This window comes from Enterococcus sp. LJL51, from assembly GCF_054871795.1.
Genome location: NZ_JBTXLW010000018.1, coordinates 1 through 22,061, shown reverse-complemented (window position 1 = coordinate 22,061; position 22,061 = coordinate 1). Strand labels below are relative to the sequence as shown.

At 38.9% G+C, this 22,061-nt stretch carries 25 protein-coding genes; 19 read left to right on the top strand and 6 right to left on the bottom strand.

What is annotated here, in order from left to right:
* Nucleotides 1-12: 12 nt before the first annotated feature.
* Nucleotides 13-825, top strand: coding sequence for a hypothetical protein (locus ACYSNQ_RS14725; protein WP_426084340.1), 813 nt, complete (start codon nucleotides 13-15; stop codon nucleotides 823-825).
* An 82-nt stretch (nucleotides 826-907) separates the two neighbouring features.
* Nucleotides 908-1,720 carry a hypothetical protein gene (locus ACYSNQ_RS14720; protein ID WP_426084339.1) on the top strand — a complete coding sequence of 271 codons (813 nt, stop codon included), beginning with the start codon at nucleotides 908-910 and terminating at the stop codon, nucleotides 1,718-1,720.
* A gap of 73 nt (nucleotides 1,721-1,793) precedes the next feature.
* Here the strand turns inward: ACYSNQ_RS14720 and ACYSNQ_RS14715 are convergent, their stop codons facing one another.
* Complete coding sequence (locus ACYSNQ_RS14715) at nucleotides 1,794-2,324, bottom strand: hypothetical protein (protein WP_426084338.1); 531 nt, start codon at nucleotides 2,322-2,324, stop codon at nucleotides 1,794-1,796.
* Between the two features lie 306 nt (nucleotides 2,325-2,630).
* Here ACYSNQ_RS14715 and ACYSNQ_RS14710 point away from each other — a divergent pair, with 306 nt between their 5' ends.
* The gene (locus tag ACYSNQ_RS14710; protein WP_426084337.1) at nucleotides 2,631-3,836 is read left to right on the top strand and encodes an aminoacyltransferase; all 1,206 of its coding nucleotides are present in this window, start codon (nucleotides 2,631-2,633) and stop codon (nucleotides 3,834-3,836) included.
* A gap of 42 nt (nucleotides 3,837-3,878) precedes the next feature.
* On the opposite strand, the gene ACYSNQ_RS14705 is transcribed toward ACYSNQ_RS14710, so the two are convergent.
* The 4 genes from ACYSNQ_RS14705 to ACYSNQ_RS14690 are packed head-to-tail and all read right to left on the bottom strand — an operon-like array spanning nucleotide 3,879 to nucleotide 6,845.
* Nucleotides 3,879-4,511 (bottom strand): ECF transporter S component, encoded by a 633-nt coding sequence (locus ACYSNQ_RS14705; RefSeq protein ID WP_426084336.1) that lies wholly within the window; start codon nucleotides 4,509-4,511, stop codon nucleotides 3,879-3,881.
* Nucleotides 4,512-4,523: 12 nt separating this feature from the next.
* Nucleotides 4,524-5,072 (bottom strand): phosphopantothenoylcysteine decarboxylase, encoded by a 549-nt coding sequence (gene coaC, locus ACYSNQ_RS14700; protein WP_426084335.1) that lies wholly within the window; start codon nucleotides 5,070-5,072, stop codon nucleotides 4,524-4,526.
* Complete coding sequence (gene coaB / locus ACYSNQ_RS14695; protein ID WP_426084334.1) at nucleotides 5,069-5,839, bottom strand: phosphopantothenate--cysteine ligase; 771 nt, start codon at nucleotides 5,837-5,839, stop codon at nucleotides 5,069-5,071. The genes coaC and coaB overlap by 4 nt, the downstream gene beginning before the upstream one ends.
* A 13-nt stretch (nucleotides 5,840-5,852) precedes the next feature.
* Nucleotides 5,853-6,845: a YhdH/YhfP family quinone oxidoreductase gene (locus ACYSNQ_RS14690; protein ID WP_426084333.1), complete on the bottom strand. Its 993-nt coding sequence runs from the start codon at nucleotides 6,843-6,845 to the stop codon at nucleotides 5,853-5,855.
* A 245-nt stretch (nucleotides 6,846-7,090) separates the two neighbouring features.
* Here ACYSNQ_RS14690 and ACYSNQ_RS14685 point away from each other — a divergent pair, with 245 nt between their 5' ends.
* From ACYSNQ_RS14685 to ACYSNQ_RS14665, 5 genes are read left to right on the top strand one after another with little or no spacing between them, the layout of a single operon-like run.
* Nucleotides 7,091-7,633 (top strand): helix-turn-helix domain-containing protein, encoded by a 543-nt coding sequence (locus ACYSNQ_RS14685; RefSeq protein WP_426084332.1) that lies wholly within the window; start codon nucleotides 7,091-7,093, stop codon nucleotides 7,631-7,633.
* Nucleotides 7,634-7,650: 17 nt separating this feature from the next.
* The gene (locus ACYSNQ_RS14680) at nucleotides 7,651-8,739 is read left to right on the top strand and encodes an ABC transporter ATP-binding protein (protein WP_426084331.1); all 1,089 of its coding nucleotides are present in this window, start codon (nucleotides 7,651-7,653) and stop codon (nucleotides 8,737-8,739) included.
* A gap of 11 nt (nucleotides 8,740-8,750) precedes the next feature.
* Complete coding sequence (locus ACYSNQ_RS14675; protein ID WP_426084330.1) at nucleotides 8,751-9,560, top strand: ABC transporter permease; 810 nt, start codon at nucleotides 8,751-8,753, stop codon at nucleotides 9,558-9,560.
* Nucleotides 9,557-10,393 (top strand): ABC transporter permease, encoded by an 837-nt coding sequence (locus ACYSNQ_RS14670; RefSeq protein ID WP_426084329.1) that lies wholly within the window; start codon nucleotides 9,557-9,559, stop codon nucleotides 10,391-10,393. The genes ACYSNQ_RS14675 and ACYSNQ_RS14670 overlap by 4 nt, the downstream gene beginning before the upstream one ends.
* The gene (locus tag ACYSNQ_RS14665) at nucleotides 10,390-11,463 is read left to right on the top strand and encodes an ABC transporter substrate-binding protein (protein ID WP_426084328.1); all 1,074 of its coding nucleotides are present in this window, start codon (nucleotides 10,390-10,392) and stop codon (nucleotides 11,461-11,463) included. Before ACYSNQ_RS14670 ends, ACYSNQ_RS14665 begins: the two co-directional genes overlap by 4 nt.
* Before the next feature lie 65 nt (nucleotides 11,464-11,528).
* Here ACYSNQ_RS14665 and ACYSNQ_RS14660 read toward each other — a convergent pair whose 3' ends face one another.
* Nucleotides 11,529-12,359: a CPBP family intramembrane glutamic endopeptidase gene (locus ACYSNQ_RS14660; protein ID WP_426084327.1), complete on the bottom strand. Its 831-nt coding sequence runs from the start codon at nucleotides 12,357-12,359 to the stop codon at nucleotides 11,529-11,531.
* A 577-nt stretch (nucleotides 12,360-12,936) separates the two neighbouring features.
* On the opposite strand from ACYSNQ_RS14660, the gene ACYSNQ_RS14655 reads away from it, so the two are divergent.
* The 11 genes from ACYSNQ_RS14655 to ACYSNQ_RS14605 form a co-directional block, all read left to right on the top strand.
* Entirely contained in the window at nucleotides 12,937-13,884 is a 948-nt protein-coding gene (locus tag ACYSNQ_RS14655) for a LacI family DNA-binding transcriptional regulator (protein ID WP_426084326.1), read from the top strand.
* A gap of 55 nt (nucleotides 13,885-13,939) precedes the next feature.
* Nucleotides 13,940-14,320: a VOC family protein gene (locus tag ACYSNQ_RS14650; RefSeq protein WP_426084325.1), complete on the top strand. Its 381-nt coding sequence runs from the start codon at nucleotides 13,940-13,942 to the stop codon at nucleotides 14,318-14,320.
* A 441-nt stretch (nucleotides 14,321-14,761) separates the two neighbouring features.
* Complete coding sequence (locus ACYSNQ_RS14645) at nucleotides 14,762-15,496, top strand: GntR family transcriptional regulator (protein WP_426084324.1); 735 nt, start codon at nucleotides 14,762-14,764, stop codon at nucleotides 15,494-15,496.
* A 176-nt stretch (nucleotides 15,497-15,672) separates the two neighbouring features.
* The gene (locus ACYSNQ_RS14640) at nucleotides 15,673-17,088 is read left to right on the top strand and encodes a glycoside hydrolase family 1 protein (RefSeq protein WP_426084323.1); all 1,416 of its coding nucleotides are present in this window, start codon (nucleotides 15,673-15,675) and stop codon (nucleotides 17,086-17,088) included.
* Nucleotides 17,089-17,101: 13 nt separating this feature from the next.
* Nucleotides 17,102-18,433 carry a PTS sugar transporter subunit IIC gene (locus tag ACYSNQ_RS14635; RefSeq protein WP_426084322.1) on the top strand — a complete coding sequence of 444 codons (1,332 nt, stop codon included), beginning with the start codon at nucleotides 17,102-17,104 and terminating at the stop codon, nucleotides 18,431-18,433.
* 286 nt (nucleotides 18,434-18,719) lie between these two features.
* Entirely contained in the window at nucleotides 18,720-18,995 is a 276-nt protein-coding gene (locus ACYSNQ_RS14630; protein WP_426084321.1) for a TIGR04197 family type VII secretion effector, read from the top strand.
* An 11-nt stretch (nucleotides 18,996-19,006) separates the two neighbouring features.
* Nucleotides 19,007-19,372: a DUF3958 family protein gene (locus ACYSNQ_RS14625; protein WP_426084320.1), complete on the top strand. Its 366-nt coding sequence runs from the start codon at nucleotides 19,007-19,009 to the stop codon at nucleotides 19,370-19,372.
* On the top strand, nucleotides 19,369-20,757 hold the full coding sequence (locus ACYSNQ_RS14620; protein ID WP_426084319.1) for a T7SS effector LXG polymorphic toxin: 1,389 nt from the start codon (nucleotides 19,369-19,371) through the stop codon (nucleotides 20,755-20,757). The genes ACYSNQ_RS14625 and ACYSNQ_RS14620 overlap by 4 nt, the downstream gene beginning before the upstream one ends.
* 16 nt (nucleotides 20,758-20,773) lie before the next feature.
* Entirely contained in the window at nucleotides 20,774-21,160 is a 387-nt protein-coding gene (locus ACYSNQ_RS14615; RefSeq protein ID WP_426084318.1) for a hypothetical protein, read from the top strand.
* A 293-nt stretch (nucleotides 21,161-21,453) separates the two neighbouring features.
* The gene (locus ACYSNQ_RS14610; RefSeq protein WP_426084317.1) at nucleotides 21,454-21,579 is read left to right on the top strand and encodes a hypothetical protein; all 126 of its coding nucleotides are present in this window, start codon (nucleotides 21,454-21,456) and stop codon (nucleotides 21,577-21,579) included.
* A gap of 268 nt (nucleotides 21,580-21,847) precedes the next feature.
* Nucleotides 21,848-22,061 (top strand): transposase (locus ACYSNQ_RS14605; protein WP_461731384.1); only part of this gene is annotated, 214 nt, incomplete at its 3' end.

Genomic DNA, 22,061 nt, shown 5'->3' with positions numbered 1-22,061 from the left:
AAAGAGGTATTTATGGAAGTAATCATTATTGTAGTATTATTGCTGTTGTTTATATTTTTACTTAAACAAAAGAAATGGAAAATATTGCTAACTATTGGTGTATTCTTGACTTTTCTTGTGGGTAGTTACTATTATTTTATGCATGTAGAACCATTGAATGCAAAAAAGGAAATGGTACGGAACTATTTTAATTATTTTGAAGAGAATTTTGATTTTCATGATAGTCTAGATAACTATAGTTGGGAAGATGATTATACTAAGAAACCAGAGTTGAGGTTTACTTTTGAAGCATATGGGAGTACACATAGCTTAACAGCTGATTCGATTAGTGAACAAGTCTATCCAAAAAAGCAGGGAATAAAACACTTAAGAAATCTTGTTTATCCACATTATACAGCGTATGTAATGAAACATTTTATTTATGATACAACTGCTGGAAATGATTTTTCAAAGGTTAAAGAGTACTTTTTAGAAAAAGGTTATGAGTGTGGGTTTGATGGAGGAATTTATCAGCCTTACGAAAGTGAGGGCTATGAATTATATATAGATAAATCTATTCAACCTAATGTAAGAATTAACCGAAGGAATAAAGCAGTTTCTTTGGAAGAAGAAATGAGCTTTTATAAAGATAAGTCGATGAATGATTTTGATTATCAGGAATATATGGAATATTTTGATTACGGAGTAGTCCTTATAGGTTATTATTCATCATTAGAAGAAAAAACAGAGCCTCTTAATAAAAAAGAACTAGATAAGGTAGTAGAGGAAGCCATGCAGAATGAGCGGATAGAAATTGTTCTGAAAGAATTTGGTGAGCAGGAATAACTCTATTTCTTATCATGAGATGAAGAAAACAATAAATTGATCTAGTTTTATCCAACAAATTTGGAAACAAGAAAGAGGTCAAATGGTTATAAGTCTATATTTAGCTATATTGATTCTACTAATCTTTTTTGTCTTTCGGAAGTATAAGAAAAAGGGATTAATCATCGTAGGTGTTTTGCTAGCTCTGATTGTTGGGGGAAGTCAGTATATTTTTTATATCCAGCCATTGATGGAAAAGAAGCAGGAGGTTAAGGATTATTTTTTGTATTTTGAGGAAGTATTTGATTTTCATGATAGTTTAGCTAACTACGGTTGGGAAAAAGATTATTCGAATACTCCTGTACTTTACTTCACATTTAATGAGTATGGACAAGAGCAACGGCTGAATAATTATTCAGTTTTGAGAAATACTAAAAAAGATAAAGGCGTTAGGATACTGCGTAACCATATACTTGCCCATTATTTAGCTTATATAGATAATAAGTATGTATATGAAACGGAGTTAAACAATGATTTTTCTCAGGTAGAAGACTATCTTGAAGAGCTAGGCTATATTTGTTACTGGGACTATGGTAAGTATTTTGAGACTGAAGAAGGGTTTAAATTATACTCTGATAGATCTGTTCGCCCAAATTTACGAGTCAATCGTAGTCATAAAACTATTTCTCTAGAAGAAGAAATGGCCTTCTACAAGGGAAAATCAATGGAAAGCTTCGACTATCAGGAATATATGGAGTACTTCGATTATGGAGTGGTACTAACTGGAACGTATGCACCAAAGGAAGGCGAGGAACCAGAGCCTATTAATCAAAGAGAACTAGATAAGGTAGTCGAGGAAGCCATGCAGAATGGACGGATAACAGTTTTGCTTACGCCTAATCAGGAAGTAAAATGATTGTTCACAAAAAAACTTGAGAAAATTTTCTCAAGTTTTTTTACGTATATTACTTTACAGTACTAGTTCAGTATTAGATATTTCTGGAATTTGTGGTAATTCCCTGCTTAATAAAAAGACTATTTAAATACTTGGACACTTCTTTTTCATAGGCCATATAATTTTCCGGATAAATTCCGTCGCCATGTGCTCGTAAGAGTTGCTTTTCGTCTTCAATGATTTCTAAAGTAAAGCCGTGAGAGCCATCCATTTGCTTTGATTCTTCAAAGTTATTCCAAGACCAAATTTTATATTTATCAAAAATAGCTTCCAGTTTTTCATAGTCTTTTGAGGAAATCGTTATTGTCTCCTCTTGTGAAACCCCACCATTAAACAAGGTCATTGCTAATAGCCATTGTTCTTCAGATTCAGTGAGAATGAAACAAGTAGAAATACTGCTGCTGCCGAAGCGGATAGTAATCTGTTTATCGATATTTGGATAGGTGATTTCAGGGATTGATTTTGGGCTGTTTTTTGGTGAACTTTTGAGATTCATAACAAAGAGAAGTGCGCCTAAAGCAACTACAACCATTACAACAATTTTTATTTTTCCTTTTATTTTCATATATCTTCTCCTTTTTATTTCTCCTTTCATTATACTGGATAATAGTCGATGTGATAATGTGATAACCTAAAAATGCCTAGTTAAAGCTCTTATTTGGAGAAAGAATGTTTTCAATTCTTTACAAAGAGCATGGGAAGGGTTAAAATTAATGCTTGTGGATTATCGTTTCTAGGGGCTGTAAAAAAAGCTATTATTTTATGACTACAGCTGATAAGTGAATGAATAATATCTAGTGGAAGAGAGACTTTTTCCGACTGGCAGTTTATGATAAGCTAATGGGTAAGAAGAAGTAGAGGGGATTAGCAAATGTACGAATTTAAAATAGGTATTAATCCAACTGAACATGACCGATTTGTTCAGGGGCATCCATTGTGTAACCTGCTGCAGTCCGCTTCATGGGCTAAGGTTAAGGACAATTGGGGTTCCGAAATTGTAGGGGCTTATAAAGATGGCGAGCTTGTGGCCTCTAGTCTGGTATTGGTGCGACCATTGCCGGCTGGATTTTCAATGCTGTATACGCCGCGAGGTCCAATCATGGATTACTCAAATAAAGAACTGGTTCAGTTCTTCATGGATAATTTAAAAAAGCTTGGCAAGCAAAAGCGGGCTTTATTTGCGAAAATGGATCCGACGATTATCTATAAAGATATTCAAATGGATCGGGAAGAAATTCCTAATCCGTTAGCCCAAGAGGTCATAACAAATTTAGAACAAGCGGGAGCAAAATATCAGGGGCTGACAATGGAGATGAGTGCAACGATTCAGCCGCGTTTTCAGGCGAATATTTATAAAGCTGATTTCAGTGAAGAACAGCTATCTAAAAGCACTCGGAAAATGATGAAGCAGGCACAGAAAAAAGGTGTAACAGTTCGTATGGGACATGTAGAATTGGTCGAGGACTTTGCTAAAATGATTCAGCTAACGACTGAACGTCAGCAGATATCCTTGCGTGACAGCGACTACTTCAAGAAACTGCTGAATATTTATCCTGAGCAATCCTTTATTATGCTGGCTGAGGTGGACTTGAGGGCTCGCTATGACGAAACGAAGGCTCGTCACGATAAGAATCAGCAAGATTTAGCAAATCTGAAGGAAAATCAGGTTAAAAAACGTCATAATCTGGAAGAGCTGGAATTTTCATTAACGAGGGAATTAGCTGAGCTGGAGGAGAATATTGCTGCTTCAGGTGAAAAAGCAGTAGTTGCCGGTGCACTGGCGATTACCTTTGGAACAACTAGTGAAATTCTTTATGCTGGAATGGATGACCGTTATAAGCGCTATATGCCGGCGTATCTGACTTGGTATGAAGCGATTAACGAGTGCTTTGAACGAGGCTGTGAGTCTTGTAATATGGGCGGCTTGGAAGGTAGTTTAAACGATGGACTGATTAAGTTTAAGTCCAATTTTAATCCTACAATCAATGAGTTTATCGGTGAGTTTGATTTGCCGGTGAATAAGCTGTTGTTTAAAGCCAGCGAGTACGCATATAAGCTGAAAAAAGGGAAAAAATAAAAAGATATGCAGATGGGACCTAGGCTCATCTGCATATCTTTTTTATAGTTTTTGGGTGGCGTTGCTTTTAGTTAGGCGCAATAGGACAGCGGCTACTGCCGCAGTAGCTAAGGCAGCCACAACAGCTTCTACAGCTCCGCTGGTAAAAACGATTCCGGCGATTACTGAGAAAACGGCGTTGATGCTGATATCCATTGCTTGAGCGTAAGCGTCTTTAAATAATAGGAAAATTCCGCCCATAACTAAAATAGTATTAACCGCTGATCCGCAGAAACCGGCTACAAACAGTCCAACTGGTTGAACAGCAGTCTTACTTTTGAAGAGCTTGTATACATAATAAGGAACAATCCCAATCAAAATTCTTGGAAGCACCGCAATCAGTATAGCTTTCCAGCTTCCCTGATCCGTTCCGATTACTGGAATGAACGGAGAGAAAACAAAGGACAGGGGTGTGATGACTATCGTACTACGTATCATACTGATAACACCGAACACGCCGCCTAAAAATCCGCCAATTTTTGGTCCTAAAACGATTGAAGCAATGATGACAGGAATATGCATAGTTGTTGCATTAATTGGACCGATTGGAATGAATCCCAAAAAAGGGACTGCTGCTAGTAAAATTAAGATAGCCAGAAACATGGCAGTCAAAGTAAAATTTTTCGTATTCTTCATAGATGAACTCCTTTATTTGGGACTGGATAATACTCGGTTCACTTCGGCAACAATGGTATCTACATCTGCTAGTGCACCTTTGCCGAAATCTCCACAGGCAAGTAAAGCTTCCCGAGGTTCAATTTCTTCGTAGCCTGCTTCTATTAAGAGCTTCAGATTTCGCTGCATGATTGGGTTTTGATACATATACGTGTTCATTGCTGGGGCTATCAGCTTAGGCACCTCTGTTTTTAAAGCAAGTGCTACTGTAGAAAGCATGTCATCAGCAATTCCGTTTGCCAGTTTTCCAATGATATTTGCGGAAGCCGGAGCTACCAGAAAAAGGTCTGCTTTTTTTGCCAGTTCAATGTGATTAATCTGCTCAGGATAAATTTCCTCCATTACATCTGTATGAACTGGATTTTTTGAAAGAGCCTGTAGAGTTAGCGGTGTAATGAACTTAGTACTGTTGTTTGTCATAATTACTTCTACTTCATAGCCCATTTTGGTAATCCGGCTGGTAATATCCGCTGACTTATAAGCGGATATACTACCGGAAACACCTAATAAAATAGTTTTCATTCATTCATCCGCTCCATTTCCTCAACATTTTTTACAATCAATTGAGCAATCTCTTTTTTTGTATCCGCAGCTTCTATCTGTCGGTCAGCATGGAGCAGCAGGCCATGATGCTGCTGTCCATGAATTTTTTCTAAATCATTGGCTAAAACAAAGTCACAGTGGTTTTGTTCTAAGGTATCCATCCCTACTTGAATCAGCTGATCTTCTGAAACACCAACTAATAATTTAAAGCCGATTAGTATGGTCTGCGGCTGTTTCTCTCGAATCATAGCAATTATTTTAGGGTTTTTCTTTAGAAAAAGCAAGAGCCGTTCTGTCTTTGAAGAAATTTTCTTGGCTTCAGTTTTTTGATTGCCAATGGCATCTAAGGCTTTACGAATGGTTTCTGCAATACTCTCTCTTGTGTAGGTTTGCATAGCCAGCAGCTGTTCAGTCACTTTGTCGATCAGCTCTTCTTCAGGCAGACTGGTCTCGCTTGAAAAATCACTGACAGCCATACTATGAATCACTGCTGAAAATGTCTGTTCCTCCAAAAGCTGTGCCATTGTCCGCTGGAGCTGAGCAGTGGTTTCAATTTCAAAGACTGTCAGCTTGCTATTGGCAACAGGCCGCAGAGCAGTGGCGGTTGTCAGGTAGGTCACCTGATGTCCGCGGGACAGAAAGGCTTCGCCAATTTCCAGTCCTAGCTTTCCGGTGGAATGATTCGTAATTGATCGGACATTGTCGATTCTTTCTGAAGTTCCCCCTGCGGTAATCAAAATATTCATTTATCTATGCTCCTCAGGAAAATTTGATAATTGTTCTGCCGATATGGGCACCCTGCTGTAGTGCAGCAAAGGTTTGTGGTGCTTCTTGCAGCGTAATCTCATTGACCAGTGCAGTGTCTGCGATTGCCCATTCCGCTGCCATTCGTTTCCAGATAGCTTTTCTTTTTGTCATTTCTACATTAACAGAGTCAATTCCTAAAAGGTTAACACCTCTCAAAATAAATGGAAGAACCGTTGTGTTTAAACCGATGCCGCCCGCATTGCCGCAAATTGCCGCACTTCCGCCATAACTGATTAAAGGTAGTGCGGCTGCTAAAACTTCACCGCCTACAGTGTCTAAAACAAAATCAAAATCTTGTTTTCCTAAGGGTCTGATTTTTTCCGGCATAAAGTCTTCTAAAAGCAAAACTTCAGAAGCTCCTAGTTGTTTTAGAGCTGCTTCAGATTCTTTTTTTCTAGTCAAAGCTGTAATATTTGTATATCCTGCTTTTTTAAGCATGCCAATGCTCAGACTAGCAACACCGCCGGAAGCGCCGGTAACTAAGATGCTGGCATTTTTATTTTCTGACAAGCCATGCTGCTCAAGTCCATCAATACATAAGGCTGCAGTAAACCCAGCAGTTCCTAAAACCATTGCAGCTTTTTCAGTTAGTTCAGCGGGTAAAGGGACCACCCATTCAGAAGGCACACGAACATACTCGGAAAAACCGCCCGTATGGCTAACACCAAGACCATAGCCGGTAACAAGTACACTGTCTCCTGGTTTGAAGCTGTCATTGCTGGAAGAAACAACGGTACCACTCACATCAATTCCGGGAATCATTGGGTAGCTGCGGATGACGCCGCCTTTTTTTTGAACGGCAAGAGAGTCTTTGTAATTGATAGAAGAGTAGCTGGTTTTGATTAACACGTCGCCTTCGGATAACTGATCCGTTGTGATTTCCTGAATACTATGTGTAACGTTTTCATCAGTTTCTTGAAGTAATAGTGCTGAAAATTTTTCCATAATAATCCCTCCATAAATTTCCTGTTTTTATTACTACTATCATATCATATTATTCTTTTTTTGATGGCGGATTTCTGCTTATTCTTCTCATTAAAATTTTATCTGTTAAAATCCCGAAAAAATCTAAAAAATAGTTGCTATTTCTTGAAAAATTCGTATACTGAAAAAAGATGAAATTAAACTCTTGGTTTAGTATAAGTAAACTTAGGTGCTATGTTTTTATATATTTTGGGTGAGGTGATAAGATGGACATCGGTGAGAAGCTGAAAAACCTGCGGATTCAAAAAAATCTAACACAGGAAGAGCTTGGTGAACGAACGGATTTAACAAAGGGCTATATTTCTCAGCTGGAAAGAGACCTCAGTTCTCCGTCTATGGAGACTTTTTTCAATATTCTTGAGGTTTTAGGCGTGACGCCGGAGGAATTTTTCAGTGAAGAGGCTGCTGAGCAGAAAATTGTTTATGATGAACAAGATGCGACCTATTATGCGGATGAGGAAAACGGCTATACATTGAAATGGCTGATTCCCGAGTCAAATGAAAATGATATGGAGCCAGTTCTGTTAACCTTCGATAAGGATGGAGAATATAAGACCTTTGAGCCATCTTTATCAGAAACCTTTATCTATGTACTGGAAGGCACAGTCTCCTTGATGCTTGGAGAAAGCACCTATACAGCAAAAAAGGGCGAGGCCATTTACTATGAGGCCGCCGAGCCGCACCAATTAAAGAATAAATCTAAAGGCAGAAGCAGAGTGCTGGTAGTAGTAACGGACTCTTATCTATAATTCGGAGGGATGAACGAGTGGGGAAAACAATTATTTCTTTTGAAAATGTTGTCAAACGGTTTGACGATGACGAAACAGTATTGAAGAAAGTCAGTTTTGAAATCGAGGAAGGGAAATTCTATACCTTGCTGGGTCCTTCCGGCTGCGGTAAAACAACCATTTTACGTATTTTAGCAGGTTTTACAGATGTGAGTGAAGGGGATGTCTATTTTGAAGGAACGCGAATCAATGACGTGCCAGCGAATAAGCGGCCGGTAAATACGGTTTTCCAAGACTATGCGCTGTTTCCTCATATGAATGTGTTTGACAATGTGGCTTTCGGATTAAAGATTAAGATGATGCCAAAGCAGGAGATTGAAAAGAAGGTAAAAGGTGCCCTGAAAATGGTTCAGCTGCCCGGCTATGAAAATAGAGAAATCAGCGAGATGTCCGGCGGTCAACGTCAGCGGGTAGCAATCGCCCGAGCGATTGTTAATGAGCCAAAGGTTTTACTTTTGGACGAGCCATTATCAGCATTGGACTTGAAACTACGGACAGATATGCAGTATGAGCTACGGGATCTGCAGCAGCGCTTAGGCATTACGTTTATTTTCGTAACCCATGATCAGGAAGAAGCCTTGGCAATGAGCGATGAAATTTTCGTGATGAACAAAGGAAAAATTGTTCAAAGCGGCAGTCCTGTTGATATTTACGACGAACCGATTAATCATTTCGTAGCTGATTTTGTTGGAGAAAGCAATATCGTTGATGGAACGATGCTTGAAGATAATCTGGTAGAATTTGTCGGTGAGCGTTTTGAATGCGTGGATGGCGGAATGCGTCCAAATGAACCGGTGGAGGTTGTTCTTCGTCCAGAAGATTTAACCATTACGACGCCAGAAAAAGGTAAGCTGACAGCAACAGTAGACACACAGCTGTTTCGCGGCGTTCATTATGAAATCATCTGTGTTGACGAGCAAAAAAATGAATGGATGGTCCATTCAACTAGAAAAGCAGTGGAGGGTTCTCAAGTAGGATTATTTTTTGAGCCGGAGGATATCCACGTGATGCGCTTTAATGAGTCGGAAGAAGACTTTGATGCCCGTCTGGAAAGCTACGAGGAATAGGAGGCAAAAGAATGAAAGCAGTACGTCGAATTTATTCGATTCCTTATACATTGTGGTTGCTTCTTTTTGTAATCGCACCTGTATTGATGATTATTTATCAGTCGTTCTTTGATATGAACGGTCAGTTTAGTCTGGAAAATTATCAGACCTATTTCACCTCGGGAACGTATCTGGCAATGACCTTTAACTCAGTTTGGTATGCTTTTTTGATTACACTGGTTACCTTGTTGATAAGCTATCCTACTGCCTTTTTTTTAACAAAGCTTAAGCATAAGCAGCTGTGGCTGATGTTGGTTATTTTACCCACTTGGGTAAATCTACTGCTGAAAGCTTATGCATTTATTGGAATTTTTAGTGTCCATGGAACAGTCAATCATTTTCTGAATTTTATGGGTATCGGCTCCCAGCAGATTTTGTTTACCGATTTTAGCTTTCTGTTTGTAGCTGCCTATATTGAGCTGCCCTTTATGATTATGCCGATTTTTAATGCTTTGGAGGAAATGAATCCTTCCTTGATTAGCGCCAGCCGTGATTTGGGTGCTAATAGTGCAGAGACTTTTCGCCGGGTAATTTTTCCCTTGTCTTTAAACGGAGTGAAAAGCGGTGTCCAGGCCGTCTTTATTCCGTCCCTGTCCTTGTTCATGCTGACGCGTCTGATTGGGGGAAATCGGGTAATCACCTTAGGGACAGCGATAGAGCAGCATTTTTTAGTTACTCAGAATTGGGGCATGGGCTCAACGATTGGTGTTGTGCTGATTGTGGCTATGGTTGCTGTGATGTTTCTAACAGGTGAAAAGAGAAAAGGAGGTCGGGCGAAATGATTAGAAAGAAATTTAAATGGTCAAACCTTTATCTGCTGCTGGTTTTTCTGCTTCTATATGCACCGATTTTTTATTTGATTTTTTATTCTTTTAACAGCGGCGGCACGATGAATGAGTTTACTGGCTTCACTTTGGATAACTATTTTGCGGTTTTTGAGGATACCCGGTTATTGATTATTGTACTAAATACATTTTTACTGGCTTTTCTATCTGCATTAATCGCAACAATTATTGGAACGTTCGGAGCAATGGCTATCTATTATACGAAAAGCCGCCGAAGCCGGACAGCCCTGTTGAGCTTTAATAATATTCTACTCGTGTCGCCGGATGTTATTATTGGCGCCAGCTTTCTGATTTTTTTCACGGCAGTTGGTTTTATTAGTTTGGGCTTTACCAGTGTTTTGCTGTCTCATATTGCTTTTAGTATTCCGATTGTGGTGTTGATGGTGCTGCCGAAGCTGCAGGAAATGAACGATTCGATGGTTGATGCAGCAAGAGATTTGGGTGCGAATAATCTACAGGTTATTAAGAATATTGTACTGCCGTATTTGTCGCCGGGAATTATTGCAGGGTATTTTATGGCGTTTACGTATTCACTTGATGATTTTGCGGTTACCTTCTTTGTTACAGGCAATGGCTTTTCTACACTTTCTGTAGAAATCTATTCTCGTGCCAGACAAGGAATCAGCTTGGAAATCAACGCGCTGAGTGCATTAGTCTTTCTATTTTCCATGATTTTAGTTATTGGCTATTACTTCATCAGTCAGGACAATACGTCTAAGCGGCTGAAGAAGCTCCGTCGTGAACAAAGAGAGGTGGCGAAGCTGTCATGAAAAAGTTAAACTCTTTATTTGCGGGAATTATCGTCATTATTATCATTTTGTTTCTAGGAGCCGGACAGCTTGAACGTGCCAGCGGTATGGCTGGTGCGGATGTTTTGACAATCTATAACTGGGGAGATTATATCGATCCGGCATTGATTAAGGCCTTTGAAAAGGAAACCGGTTATAAGGTGAACTATGAGACCTTTGATTCAAATGAAGCGATGTTTACCAAAATCCAGCAGGGTGGAACTGCGTATGATATCACAATCCCATCAGAGTATATGATTCAGAAAATGATAAAGGAAAACATGCTGCTGCCGATTGATCATTCAAAGCTGAAGGGTTTGAATAATATCGATGAGCGATTTTTAAATTTGGATTTTGATCCAGCAAATCAATATTCTATTCCCTATTTCTGGGGAACCTTGGGAATTATCTATAATGATAAGTTTATTGATGAGGAAAGCATGCAGGAATGGGATGACTTGTGGCGTCCGGAGCTAAAGGACAACTTGATGCTGATTGATGGTGCTCGGGAGGTAATCGGTTTGTCGCTGAACAGCTTGGGCTATTCTCTGAATAGCAAAGAGGATCAGGAGCTAAAGGCTGCATCTGCTAAGCTAAACACATTAACTAGCAACGTTAAGGCAATTGTAGCTGATGAAATCAAAATGTATATGATTAATGAAGAAAGTGCAGCCGCTGTATCCTTTTCAGGAGAAGCCGCAGAAATGCTGGACGGCAATGAGCATCTTCACTATGTGATTCCTTCTAAAGGCTCTAATCTATGGTTCGATAATATTGTTATTCCGAAAACTGCAAAAAATGTCGAAGGAGCATATGCCTTCATCAATTATATGCTGCGTCCGGAAAATGCGGCGCAGAATGCAGAGTATATCGGCTATTCGACACCAAATAAGGAAGCAAAAAAACTGTTGCCAAAGGAAATTTCTGAGGACGAACAATTCTATCCAAATGATGAAACAATCGCCCATCTAGAGGTATACGAGGATTTAGGCTCAGAGTATCTGGGGATTTATAATGATCTGTTCTTAGAGTTTAAGATGTATCGTAAATAAGGTGAAAACTCAGTTAAAGTAGCTTTGAGAAAACAACAAAAAACGGAAATAAATCTATAGTTTAGCTAGGAGTGTTTCTGAGTAAAAGCGGCAGTTTTGTCGCTTTTTTTTGTTTTTTGATACCAATATACAGTTACTATGGAAATAAGTATAAGAAGAGTGTTGACGATGATTGTTCCAGTCCAATTCATTGTTGTGGTTCCAAATACTGGGGATGAGGCATTAAACAACGTATGAAACAACACACTCATAAAGATGTAGCCTTTCCCTGAAATAGTGTAAAGCGCACCATGTACAAAACGAAATGAAAATAACTGGATAGTAAACATCCAAAAATTGATATGACCATCACCATGATTTGTACCTGGTATAAAAAATAATGGAATGTGCCAAAGAAACCATATAAAACCAACTTGTAGGGAAGAACGAAGAAATCCATATTTTTTGTATAAGAACGGCTGTAATACATACATCCACCCAGCTTCTTCCAAACCGCCAATAATTAATGCTCCTGGCAAAGATAATAAGATAGTATAAAAAGGCATGCTTAATATGAAATTACCGCTAATAAGGACGTGAAGACCAAAGTAGAGAATCAAGATGAAAAAAACATATAGATAAAGAAGTGGATTATTTTTTAGATAAAAGACAGTCTTTATCCAGTCCTGTGGACGAAGTATCACATTATTCTTTCTTAAAATAATGTAACAGGCAATTGCTGGAGATAGAATGTAGATAGAAAAAGGGATGTTCATAAAAAATTGTTGTATATTATCCACCCAGTTATGGACAGAATAACCAAAATTACCTCCAAAAATCAGCATAGCCGCTATCAAATAAGCAATAAAAAAAGTCAATAAGGTGAATTGTATTACGATTTTACTTGTTATATTCATTTTATTTCCTCACAATTATTTACAATAGTTTTTGTATTTAGATTTCTTTGATTGTTGAAGAATACATGTTAAGCATAACAGACAGAAATAGTTGAAACAATATTTTTCAGATAAGCGGTAGGATAAGTATCCTAGTAGCTGATGCTGGTTTCAGTAGATAGTAAACGTAGTTTTTGTTAGATTAGAATATGAAATGTCACTGACTGATTTGACTAAGTATGTTTTGATAGAAAAAGTAAAAATGAAAGATAGTCAAAAAAGCATCAATTTACTATCTTTTATTTGAATGAATAGATTAAAATGAAGTGGAGCTAATTTTATCAACTGTTTGAATGGCTAATGATTAATGTCTGCAGACTGGTTATTCCAGATTTGGTGCAGTGAATAAACAGTTATTTCGAGGAACATATATAGCAGATTTTTTCTTTTGTATATAGAATTAGCAGCAAAAAAAGCTTGACCTGGGACGCGTCCCAGAGATTATACTTTACATAAATCATATTAGGTACTGGTTATGGAATCAGTATGTTTTTGCAATCAGTCTTACGCGGCTGTTTAACGAATGGAGGTGAAGCAGTTGATTAATATTAGAGATATTGCTGAAATGACTGGTGTCTCAAAATCCACAGTATCGAGGGTAATCAATAATCAAAAATATGTATCCGATGAAATCAGAAAAAAAGTCCAGCAGGCAATTGATGAGACCGGATATGTGGCAAACGGCAACGCAGTGAAGCTGAGTAACGGTAAAAACTATACTTTAGGTGTCACAGTTCCCTACAATAGTGCCTGTTATGATACGTTGGTCAATAGTATTTTGTTTCATGCGAAAGAAAAAGGGTATCAGGTATTACTTTTGCCGACGTATTATGATCAGCATGCAGAAAACGAGTATTATTCTTTACTGGAACGGCGGATGATTGACGGGCTTGTTCTGACATCCAGAGCCAGTCGTTTAGCTGACTGGGAAAAGCTCAGCAGCCGGGGACGCATCGTATCAACAGAAAAAATTGATAGTAAAGAGATAGCGATGATTTATCCAGACAGAAAAAAAGTCTATCATACATTATTTAATGATTTATCAAAGCAGGGATATTCCAAAATTATTTTTACAGCTAAAAGAGGACCTTCTCAAAGTGTGAGCGCAAAGGATAAATTAGATTGCTATCAAGAATACTTTGGCGATGCGTTCGAAGGAGCAAACTTTTTTACAGGAATTGAAGGATATCAAAGCGGGGTTGAATGGGCAAAGGAAACGTTTAAAAAAGTAGCAGTTCCTGAAATCATCTATGCTAATGCAGATGATACCGCAGCAGGAATTATTGTGGGACTAAAGGAAGCTGGATTTATTCATAAAAAAGATTACCAGATTATAGGAGAAGGAAACTTGCCCTATAGTCAGGCCTTAGGCTTTTCCACGATTGATTTTCGGCCAACAGAAATTGGTTCAGAGGTTATAGAATACATTACATCTGACCAAGAATTGGTGCAAAGGGCTAAAGAACCCCAGCTTATTAAGCGATAAACGATTAATCAATAGCTGAGAAAATAAAGAAGTAACAAGAAAGGGAAGAATAACGATGCATATCGAACATGTGGCGATTTGGACGAAGGATTTAGAAAAGATGAAGGAATTTTATGAAAAATATTTTAACGTAAGCAGTACGGAGCTCTATCATAATAAAAAGACCGGTTTTAAATCGTATTTTCTAAGCTTTGATTCCGGCAGTAGATTAGAACTGACAACCAAGCAGCATCTTTCAAATAGAGTTGCTGAGAGCTTAGGCTATACACATATGGCTATTTCAGTTGGCAGCAAAGAGGACGTTGACCGCTATACTGAAAAATTTGTGGCAGATGGGTTTCCATTGTTGAATGGTCCTAGAACTACAGGGGATGGTTATTATGAAGCCGTAATTCAGGATCCGGAAGGCAATCTGATTGAGCTGACGACAGATTAGTAACATTGGGTAACGGGTCTAAAAATAGTTATGGTTGTAAACATAGGGGGCTCACGAACAAGCCCTCTTTGGAAATAAGCTGAGTTGAGTCTGGGAGATAGATAAATTCCCAGACTTTTAGTATGTCAAAATCTGAATAAGCAATGGGATAATCACACATATTAGCACTTAACCGCAGGAGTATTTCTTCAACAATCAGCCGAAATTCAGAAAAAACTTTGTAAAGCACCAGGTGGGAATTAGTCAACTCTAATCTGTTTGATATTTTTTGATAGATGATAGATAAAAAGTGCTGCTGGTAGGACGAATGACGAAGCAGAGTCTGACAGACAGAGATAAGGAGGGAAATAGCGCTTGCTATTTGCTGGGCTTATTGTATAAGATAAATAAAGCGAAGATTAGTAGAAGAAAAATGGATGATTTCAAAAAGGAGGGTATCTGATGAAGAAAAAAGAGTTTGTTGCTGAGGACTTGTTGAGTAAGATTTATCAAAAAAAATATCTGCCGAAAACAGCAATTCCTTCTGAACGAAAATTAATGGCGGAATATCAGGTCTCACGAAATACAGTTAGAAAAGCGATTGAGAAGCTTAAGGATGCGGGGCTTCTAGTATCAATCCCTGGCAAAGGAACAATCGTGAATAAAACAGCTGCCAATCCTAGTTTGATCTACAGCTCAATTACTGAAAAGAAGTCCAGTCAAATTGTTTCCAAGGTTCTTTCGCTAACAAAACGTCCAATGACGGAAGAAGAAAAACGAATCTTTGACAGCAGCCATAGAGGGGCGGTTTGGGAGTTAAAAAGAGTGCGAATTGTTGACCAAAAGGTGATGGAACTTCAAGAATCAATTTTTCCCAAAAAAATCTTTCCCTACTTTGATCAAGAAATGGGGCAAGGCTCGCTGCAAAAGCTGATTTTAGACACTGGACTGTCTATTTCACATAGTCTGGCAAGCTTTGAGGCAGTGAACCTTTCAGAACAGGAAGCCCGCTTATTCCATGAGCGCAAAAATCACGCCGGAATGAGCATTACGAGCCGAACCATTTCCAGAGACGGTTTAGTTGTAGAATATACGAAGCGTCTGGTGATTGATTACATAGGAACTTTCAGGCTGCCTTTCAGCAAAGACAGTTTTAACTACCGCCATCAAGAAGATGGATTGAATGATTTTTTATAAATGACCAAAAACTGGTACTTATTTTTACGGAAAAAACTGTAGAAAAAGGTACCAGTTTCTTGTTGTTTTTGTGGATAAATATTGATATATAAGCGTTTGAAAGCCTTTTTATGACTTTTCACAATTCACTAAAAAGATGCTATATTTCTGCTATCAAACGAGGGAGGCTGGAATTTATGAAAAAGCTGTTTCCAGACAATTTTCTTTTTGGCGGAGCAATAGCAGCCAATCAGGCAGAAGGTGGATATTTAGAAGCAGGAAAGGGCTTAGGTATCTGCGATGTATTGCCGGCTGGCAAAGAACGGCTGCTGCATATAGCAAAAGAGCTTGATCCGGCTTTATATTATCCATCTCATCAAGGGATTGATTTTTACCATCACTTTAAGGAAGATGTTGCTTTACTAAAGGAAATGGGGCTGCGCTGTTTTCGTTTTTCGATTAACTGGCCGAGAATCTTTCCAAAGGGAGATGAACAGCAACCAAATCAAGAAGGTTTAGCCTTTTATGAAGAACTGATTGACTTATTATTGGAGGCTGAGATTGAACCGATTGTGACAATTTCTCACTATGAAACGCCATTATATCTGGTTGAAAAATACGGCGGCTGGAATCATCGGGAGATGATTGATCATTTTATGCGGTATTGTACAGTTCTTTTTGAAAGATTTGGTGAAAAAGTGACTTACTGGATGTCCTTCAATGAGATTAATAACATCATTAAAATTCCGTGGTTTGCTGGGGCAATGGACCTTTCGGGAGTGGAAAACCCTGCACAGCAGCAGTATCAGGCTGCTCATCACATGTTTGTCGCTCATGCACTAGCTGTAAAAACATTAAAAGAATACAATACCCAAGCTTTGATGGGTTGTATGTTGTCATTAAGCGGGGTTTACCCAGAGACACCAAAGCCTGAGGATATTTTCGGCAGTTATCAATTTCGCCGCAATTCTCTTTTCTTTTCCGATGTGATGATTCGAGGCACATATCCAAGCTATTCAAAACGGCTTTTTGAAGAGTTAAAGGTCACATTAGACATTGGTGAAGAGGATTTGGCGCTCATCAAGAAACATACCAGTGATTATTTGGCTTTTAGCTATTATCTTACAACGGTCTATTCAGATGAATTGGTGATGATGACAGGAACAGGAGGACCTCAGGGCAAGAAAAATCCATACTTGGAAAGCTCACAGTGGGGCTGGCAGATTGACCCGCTGGGCTTGCGTTATGTGTGTAATGAGCTATATGACCGTTATCAGATACCACTGATGGTTGCCGAAAATGGATTAGGTGCGAGGGATAGTAAAAGTGAGGATGGGCGTTTTAATGATGTTGAGCGGCAAAACTATTTGAAGGAACATCTGCTGGCTTTGTCAGAAGCAGTGCAGGACGGCTGTGAAATAATTGCCTATACCTGGTGGGGCATCTTGGATATTGTCAGTGCAGGAACAGGAGAAATGGAGAAGCGGTATGGCATGATTTATGTAGACTGCGACAATCAGGGAAGGGGAACCTTGAAAAGGGAGCGGAAGGAAAGCTTTTATTATTATCAAAAAATTATTGCAGACAACGGAGAAAAGCTAAAGGAACTATAAGGGGGAAAGAGTTATGTCAAAATTAGACAGCTTTGCAATGAAGGTCGGTAAATTTGCCGAGGTTGTGAATCAAAACAAATATCTATATAGTATCAAAACAGCATTTACTATTTACATGCCATTTATTATTGTGGGTTCTTTTGCCACATTGTTTAATACGATTCTCTGCTCAGAACAGGTGGGCTTAGCACAAGTTGAACAGCTTAGCTTTCTTAGCTCGTTAAGCCCGGCGTTCACAGCAATTAACTATGCAACGATGTCTACGATGAGTCTGGCGCTGGCATTCTTAATTGGTAAACTGATTGGACAGAGAAACGAGATGGACGGAAATTATACAGCATTAGTTGCGCTGATTTCTTTCATCACGATTGTTCCTCAGTCGATTGTAACGGTGGTTGAGGGGCTGGAGGATATTGTGACGAGCGGTATTGCAACCTCTAGTATTAATGCCCAAGGTCTGTTTGTGGCAATGCTGATTTCGATTTTATCTGTTGAACTATTTTCAAAGCTGATGCAGATTGACCGTTTAAAAATCCGCATGCCGGAGGCGGTACCATCGGGAATTGCCCGGTCATTTAATTCACTGATTCCAATTTTATTGGTATTACTGATTTTTTCAGTAATCAGCACAATCATTTATAATATTTCTGGCGATTATTTGAGTGATATTATCTACAATACACTACAGGCTCCTCTTCAAGGCGTTATGCAGGGCGGTCCAGTCGGAATCATCCTGCTAGCTTTTGCATCGGCGATTTTCTGGATATTCGGTCTTCATGGAAATATGGTTATTATGCCGATACTTAGTCCTTTGGCGTTAGCAGGTTTAGCAGACAATATTGCTCAGACACAAGCAGGAGATGTAGCTACTAATCCGTTGACAATGACCTTTTTTAGAGTCTATGTTGTAATGGGCGGAGCAGGGATAACGATTGCGTTAGTCCTTGCCCAGCTGATTTTTTCAAAGCGGGAAGATCAAAAAATGATTTCTAAGCTTGCGCTTATCCCGGGAATTTTCGGTATCAACGAGCCATTAGTGTACGGGCTGCCAATTGTCATGAATCCGATTTATGCAATTCCATTTATTCTGTCTCAGCTAATGGCGACAGCGGTTGCGTACTTTGCTACAGTGACCCATATTATTCCGGCTGCAACAGTAGAGGTTCCTTTCGGTCTGCCTTTGTTCGTCAATGCCTTTGTTGGCTATCAAACTATTTCAGCTATCCTGGTTCAACTGGTTATTTTAGTTCTAGCCTTTCTTATTTACACACCATTTGTGCTGGCTTCAAATAGATTAGCTCCAGCATATGTAGATTCTGCCGATGATTCGGTGAAAGAACGCTGAGGCTGCTGAGTGAAGCTTTGTCGGCGGGAAGAGTATTGCCGGAATTTAGTCAAAACACACTCGCTGACAAAAGCAGACTGATATAAAAGCATCAATTGCTCCAAGCAGGTTTGATAAAGAATGGACTCTATCCAAAACTGGATAGGGTCTTTTTTCGGTAACGGTTAATAAATGTATGAACCGATTGCTTTTATGTTAAAAAAGTGTTCGGTATAAAGCAAAATTTTGGTATACTTTTCTTATAAACAGTTTTTTGACATTTGGAAGTGAAAAAGGAGGAGTTTAAATGGGTGTTTCTAACAATACGTCTGTCGCCGGTCAACTGGCAACAGGTATTATGCAGGGGGTTCAGGAGCTGGGGACTTCACGAGCTGTGACAAGAGATACGCAAAGTACGGTTTCCGGTAATCAAGCTGCCCAGGGTGCGATTGATGAGATTGAGAGTATGATGGCAGCTATCCGTAGTGCAGTACTGACTGACGCAAATAACATCAAGAATACAGCAGCAGAGTTTGCGGCGAAGGATGTTAAGCTTGGCCAAACAAGAATTATTGCCCCATAAGGAGAAATTGAATGGCTGAGAAGGAACAGTGGGAAGAACTAGCAAGAGCTGAACGACAGCTCGTTTATGAAAAGGAAGAGCTGGAGGACAAGAAACGGTCAATTGACCGTTTAGATGAAGCCTATCAAGAGCATTTTTTTCAAACAGCAGCTCTTTTTCAAAGTGCGTATGACTTGATTGCTGGAGAAAAAGAGGACCAGTATTTAGTTGAAGAATGCGCAGAGCAAATTCAACGAAAGCAACGGAATCTATCAGAAATGATGGAGGAAGAGCAGGAGAATATAGCAAAAGAACACTATTCGTTAAATGAAAAAGAAGACGAATTATTTTATCAGAAAAAAAGGTGGATGACGGAAAAAGAGGAGGAGAGCCGTTGAGTATCGATATGTATCTAGGGGCCTCGCAGACACAGGCAGACAGTACTAAAACAATGTGCCATGAAGCCCAGCAGGGATTAGAAACTCTCCAGTCAGGAATCAAAGACTTTGTTGGGGATCAGGTGCTAAGTGGAAAAACCTATCGTACAGCAAAGAGCTATTTTGAAGCGGTCTATGTGCCGCTGATTCAGGGAGCAATCCTTGTTTCAGAGGCGACTGCTGAAGCAGTGAGTAAAATACCTGAACAGTACCGTGCTGATGTAGCGAATGTTGACTTGAAATCTTCCGAGCTAGAAGAAGAAATTGAGAAATGGGAACAGCAAATTCAGGCAATGGAACATCAAATTGTTGAAGTTAAGCGGGTGCTGCCGGTATCTAGTGAACGCGTCCAGCATATCAATGAGATAAATAATGTCATTACCAGCTATCAGGAAATAAAGCGTATGCTGGAAAAGAAACTACAAAAGCTGTTGACCTTCCATGCGTTTTCTTCTATGCTATTTACAGAAGTGAATGCTCTAAAGGCAGCGGTGAATACTGGTTTGGCGCAAATCAAAAGCGGCAGTGCCTACAATGCAGAATACGGTGTCTTTGATATGTCCCGTATGAATATGGACTGGGCGACAACGATTGCAGAAAAGGCAGCCGACTGGCGCAAGCGCAAACTAAAAGAAGAAGGCATGGACCTTGATGAGAAGCTGAAAACCAGAAGATACGTTCAGGTTGATTTATATGGAATGAAAAGCTGGATGTGGCTGGAAAATCCGCCGTATATTTCTGCGGATGATTATAAGGTAAACGAAGCCTATAGGGAATGGGCGGAAAAAGAATTTGATTTGTATGGCCGTGAAATTAAGCGGGGCAACGATATAGATGAAATGAGCCGCTTAGCCATAGAGCTGCGTGAAGGGGTGGATTACGACACCGGACGTCCTCTAACTGATGTAGAAAAAGCCCAGCGCTGGTCCATCGTATTGAGTAGTATTGCTCAAGTGAGTATCGCAGCGTATTATGCAGGGCATCCATTGACTGTGGATGAAGTGGTGTTGAAGGATAAGAAAGTCAGTGGATTTGGGAAGAAATTGGATGTTAATATTAAAAAATTTGAAATTAAGAATAAACATTTGAATAGTTCAACTGCCAAGCGAGCTAGAAAGTTTAATGTTTCTTCAGCAGAAGAAGCTAATAAAATAGTTCAAAACGCATTAAAAAATGGTAAACTTGTAGAAACTATACCAAATGGAGTAGGGAGTCAAGGACAAAATTCCTTTTCTAGTATTATTGATACAGGGAAAGTTATTGGAACCAAAGGAGAAACACATATAAAAATAGTTTATGATGAACTAAAAAATGTATGGACTACCTATCCTGTTCCAAAACCCTAAATAGGAGGTAAGCAAAGTGATTGATAAGCAAATAACCAATATTTTGCAATCATATGAAAAACAACAAATATTTAAAATAGAGGATTTCTTACTTTCAGAAATTGATAAAGATAATTTACAAGAAACAATAGATTTTGTAATTTCTGATGATATTAGTCAGAAAACTAATTTTAGTGATGAATTATATGAAGGGAACCAGTACGAAGGTATATTTTTAGAAGGTAATCAATATTTATTATCTAGCTCAGAAGGAAAAGTAACGATAATCGACATGTTAAGTGAGGCTCATGGTGTTAGTATAAAAGATACTCGAGTTCAATTTGAAGAAGAAAATTTTGTTAAGCTAATCACGAACAAAAAAGAAACACTTTATTGGATTAAAAATTATAAAATTGATAAATAAATATAATAAAAAGGAACTTAACTATCTGATTTGGCGTCAGATAGTTAAGCCTTGTTAGAGAGTATAGGCTCACTAATCAAGTTTCCAATAGCTAACAAAAGCTAGCTGTATTTATCGTACAAAAGTATAGTGTTTTTCTATTAATGGAATTAGTATTTAGCAAATTTCTAGTGTTATTGAGGAGGTATTAGCGAATCAAAAGCTAATACCTTTTGCTATGTAAAAGCAAAGTATTTATATTGCTCCTAATAAACTCAGTGCTGGTCACTAGAATCAGAAGCGATTGACCTTTCATGCTATTTACAGAAGTGAATGCTCTAAAGGAAGCGATGAATACTGGTTTGGCTCAGATTAAAAGCGGCAGTGCCTACAATGCAGAATACGGTGTCTTTGATATGTCCCGTATGAATATGGATTGAGCGACAACGATCGCAGAAAAGGCAGCTGACTGGCGCAAGCGCAAACTAAAAGAAGAAGGTATGGACCTTGACGAGAAGCTGAAAACCAGAAGATATGTTCAGGTTGATTTATATGGAATGAAAAGCTGGATGTGGCTGGAAAGGGAGTGGGACAATAGTCAGAAGAAAATCTGATTATTTTCTCACTTTTTTAATTTTAGGGTACACAAAAAGCACGCAACCGTGTAAGATTAAAGTGACTAAACCAAATCAAAAGGAGCGTGCTTTTATGTTTAAAGATTATACCATTAATCAAACGATTTTACCATTAGAGTTGGAACAGTTTATTCCTGAAACGGATGTCGCTTTTGCGGTTAATGCCTTAGTCGAAGCCATGCCGCAAACACTCTTTAATAAATTAGAAGAACAATTAGGCCGACCGGCCTACCACCCGAAGATGCTATTAAAAATTATTCTGTATGCGTATACTCAGCGTGTCTTTT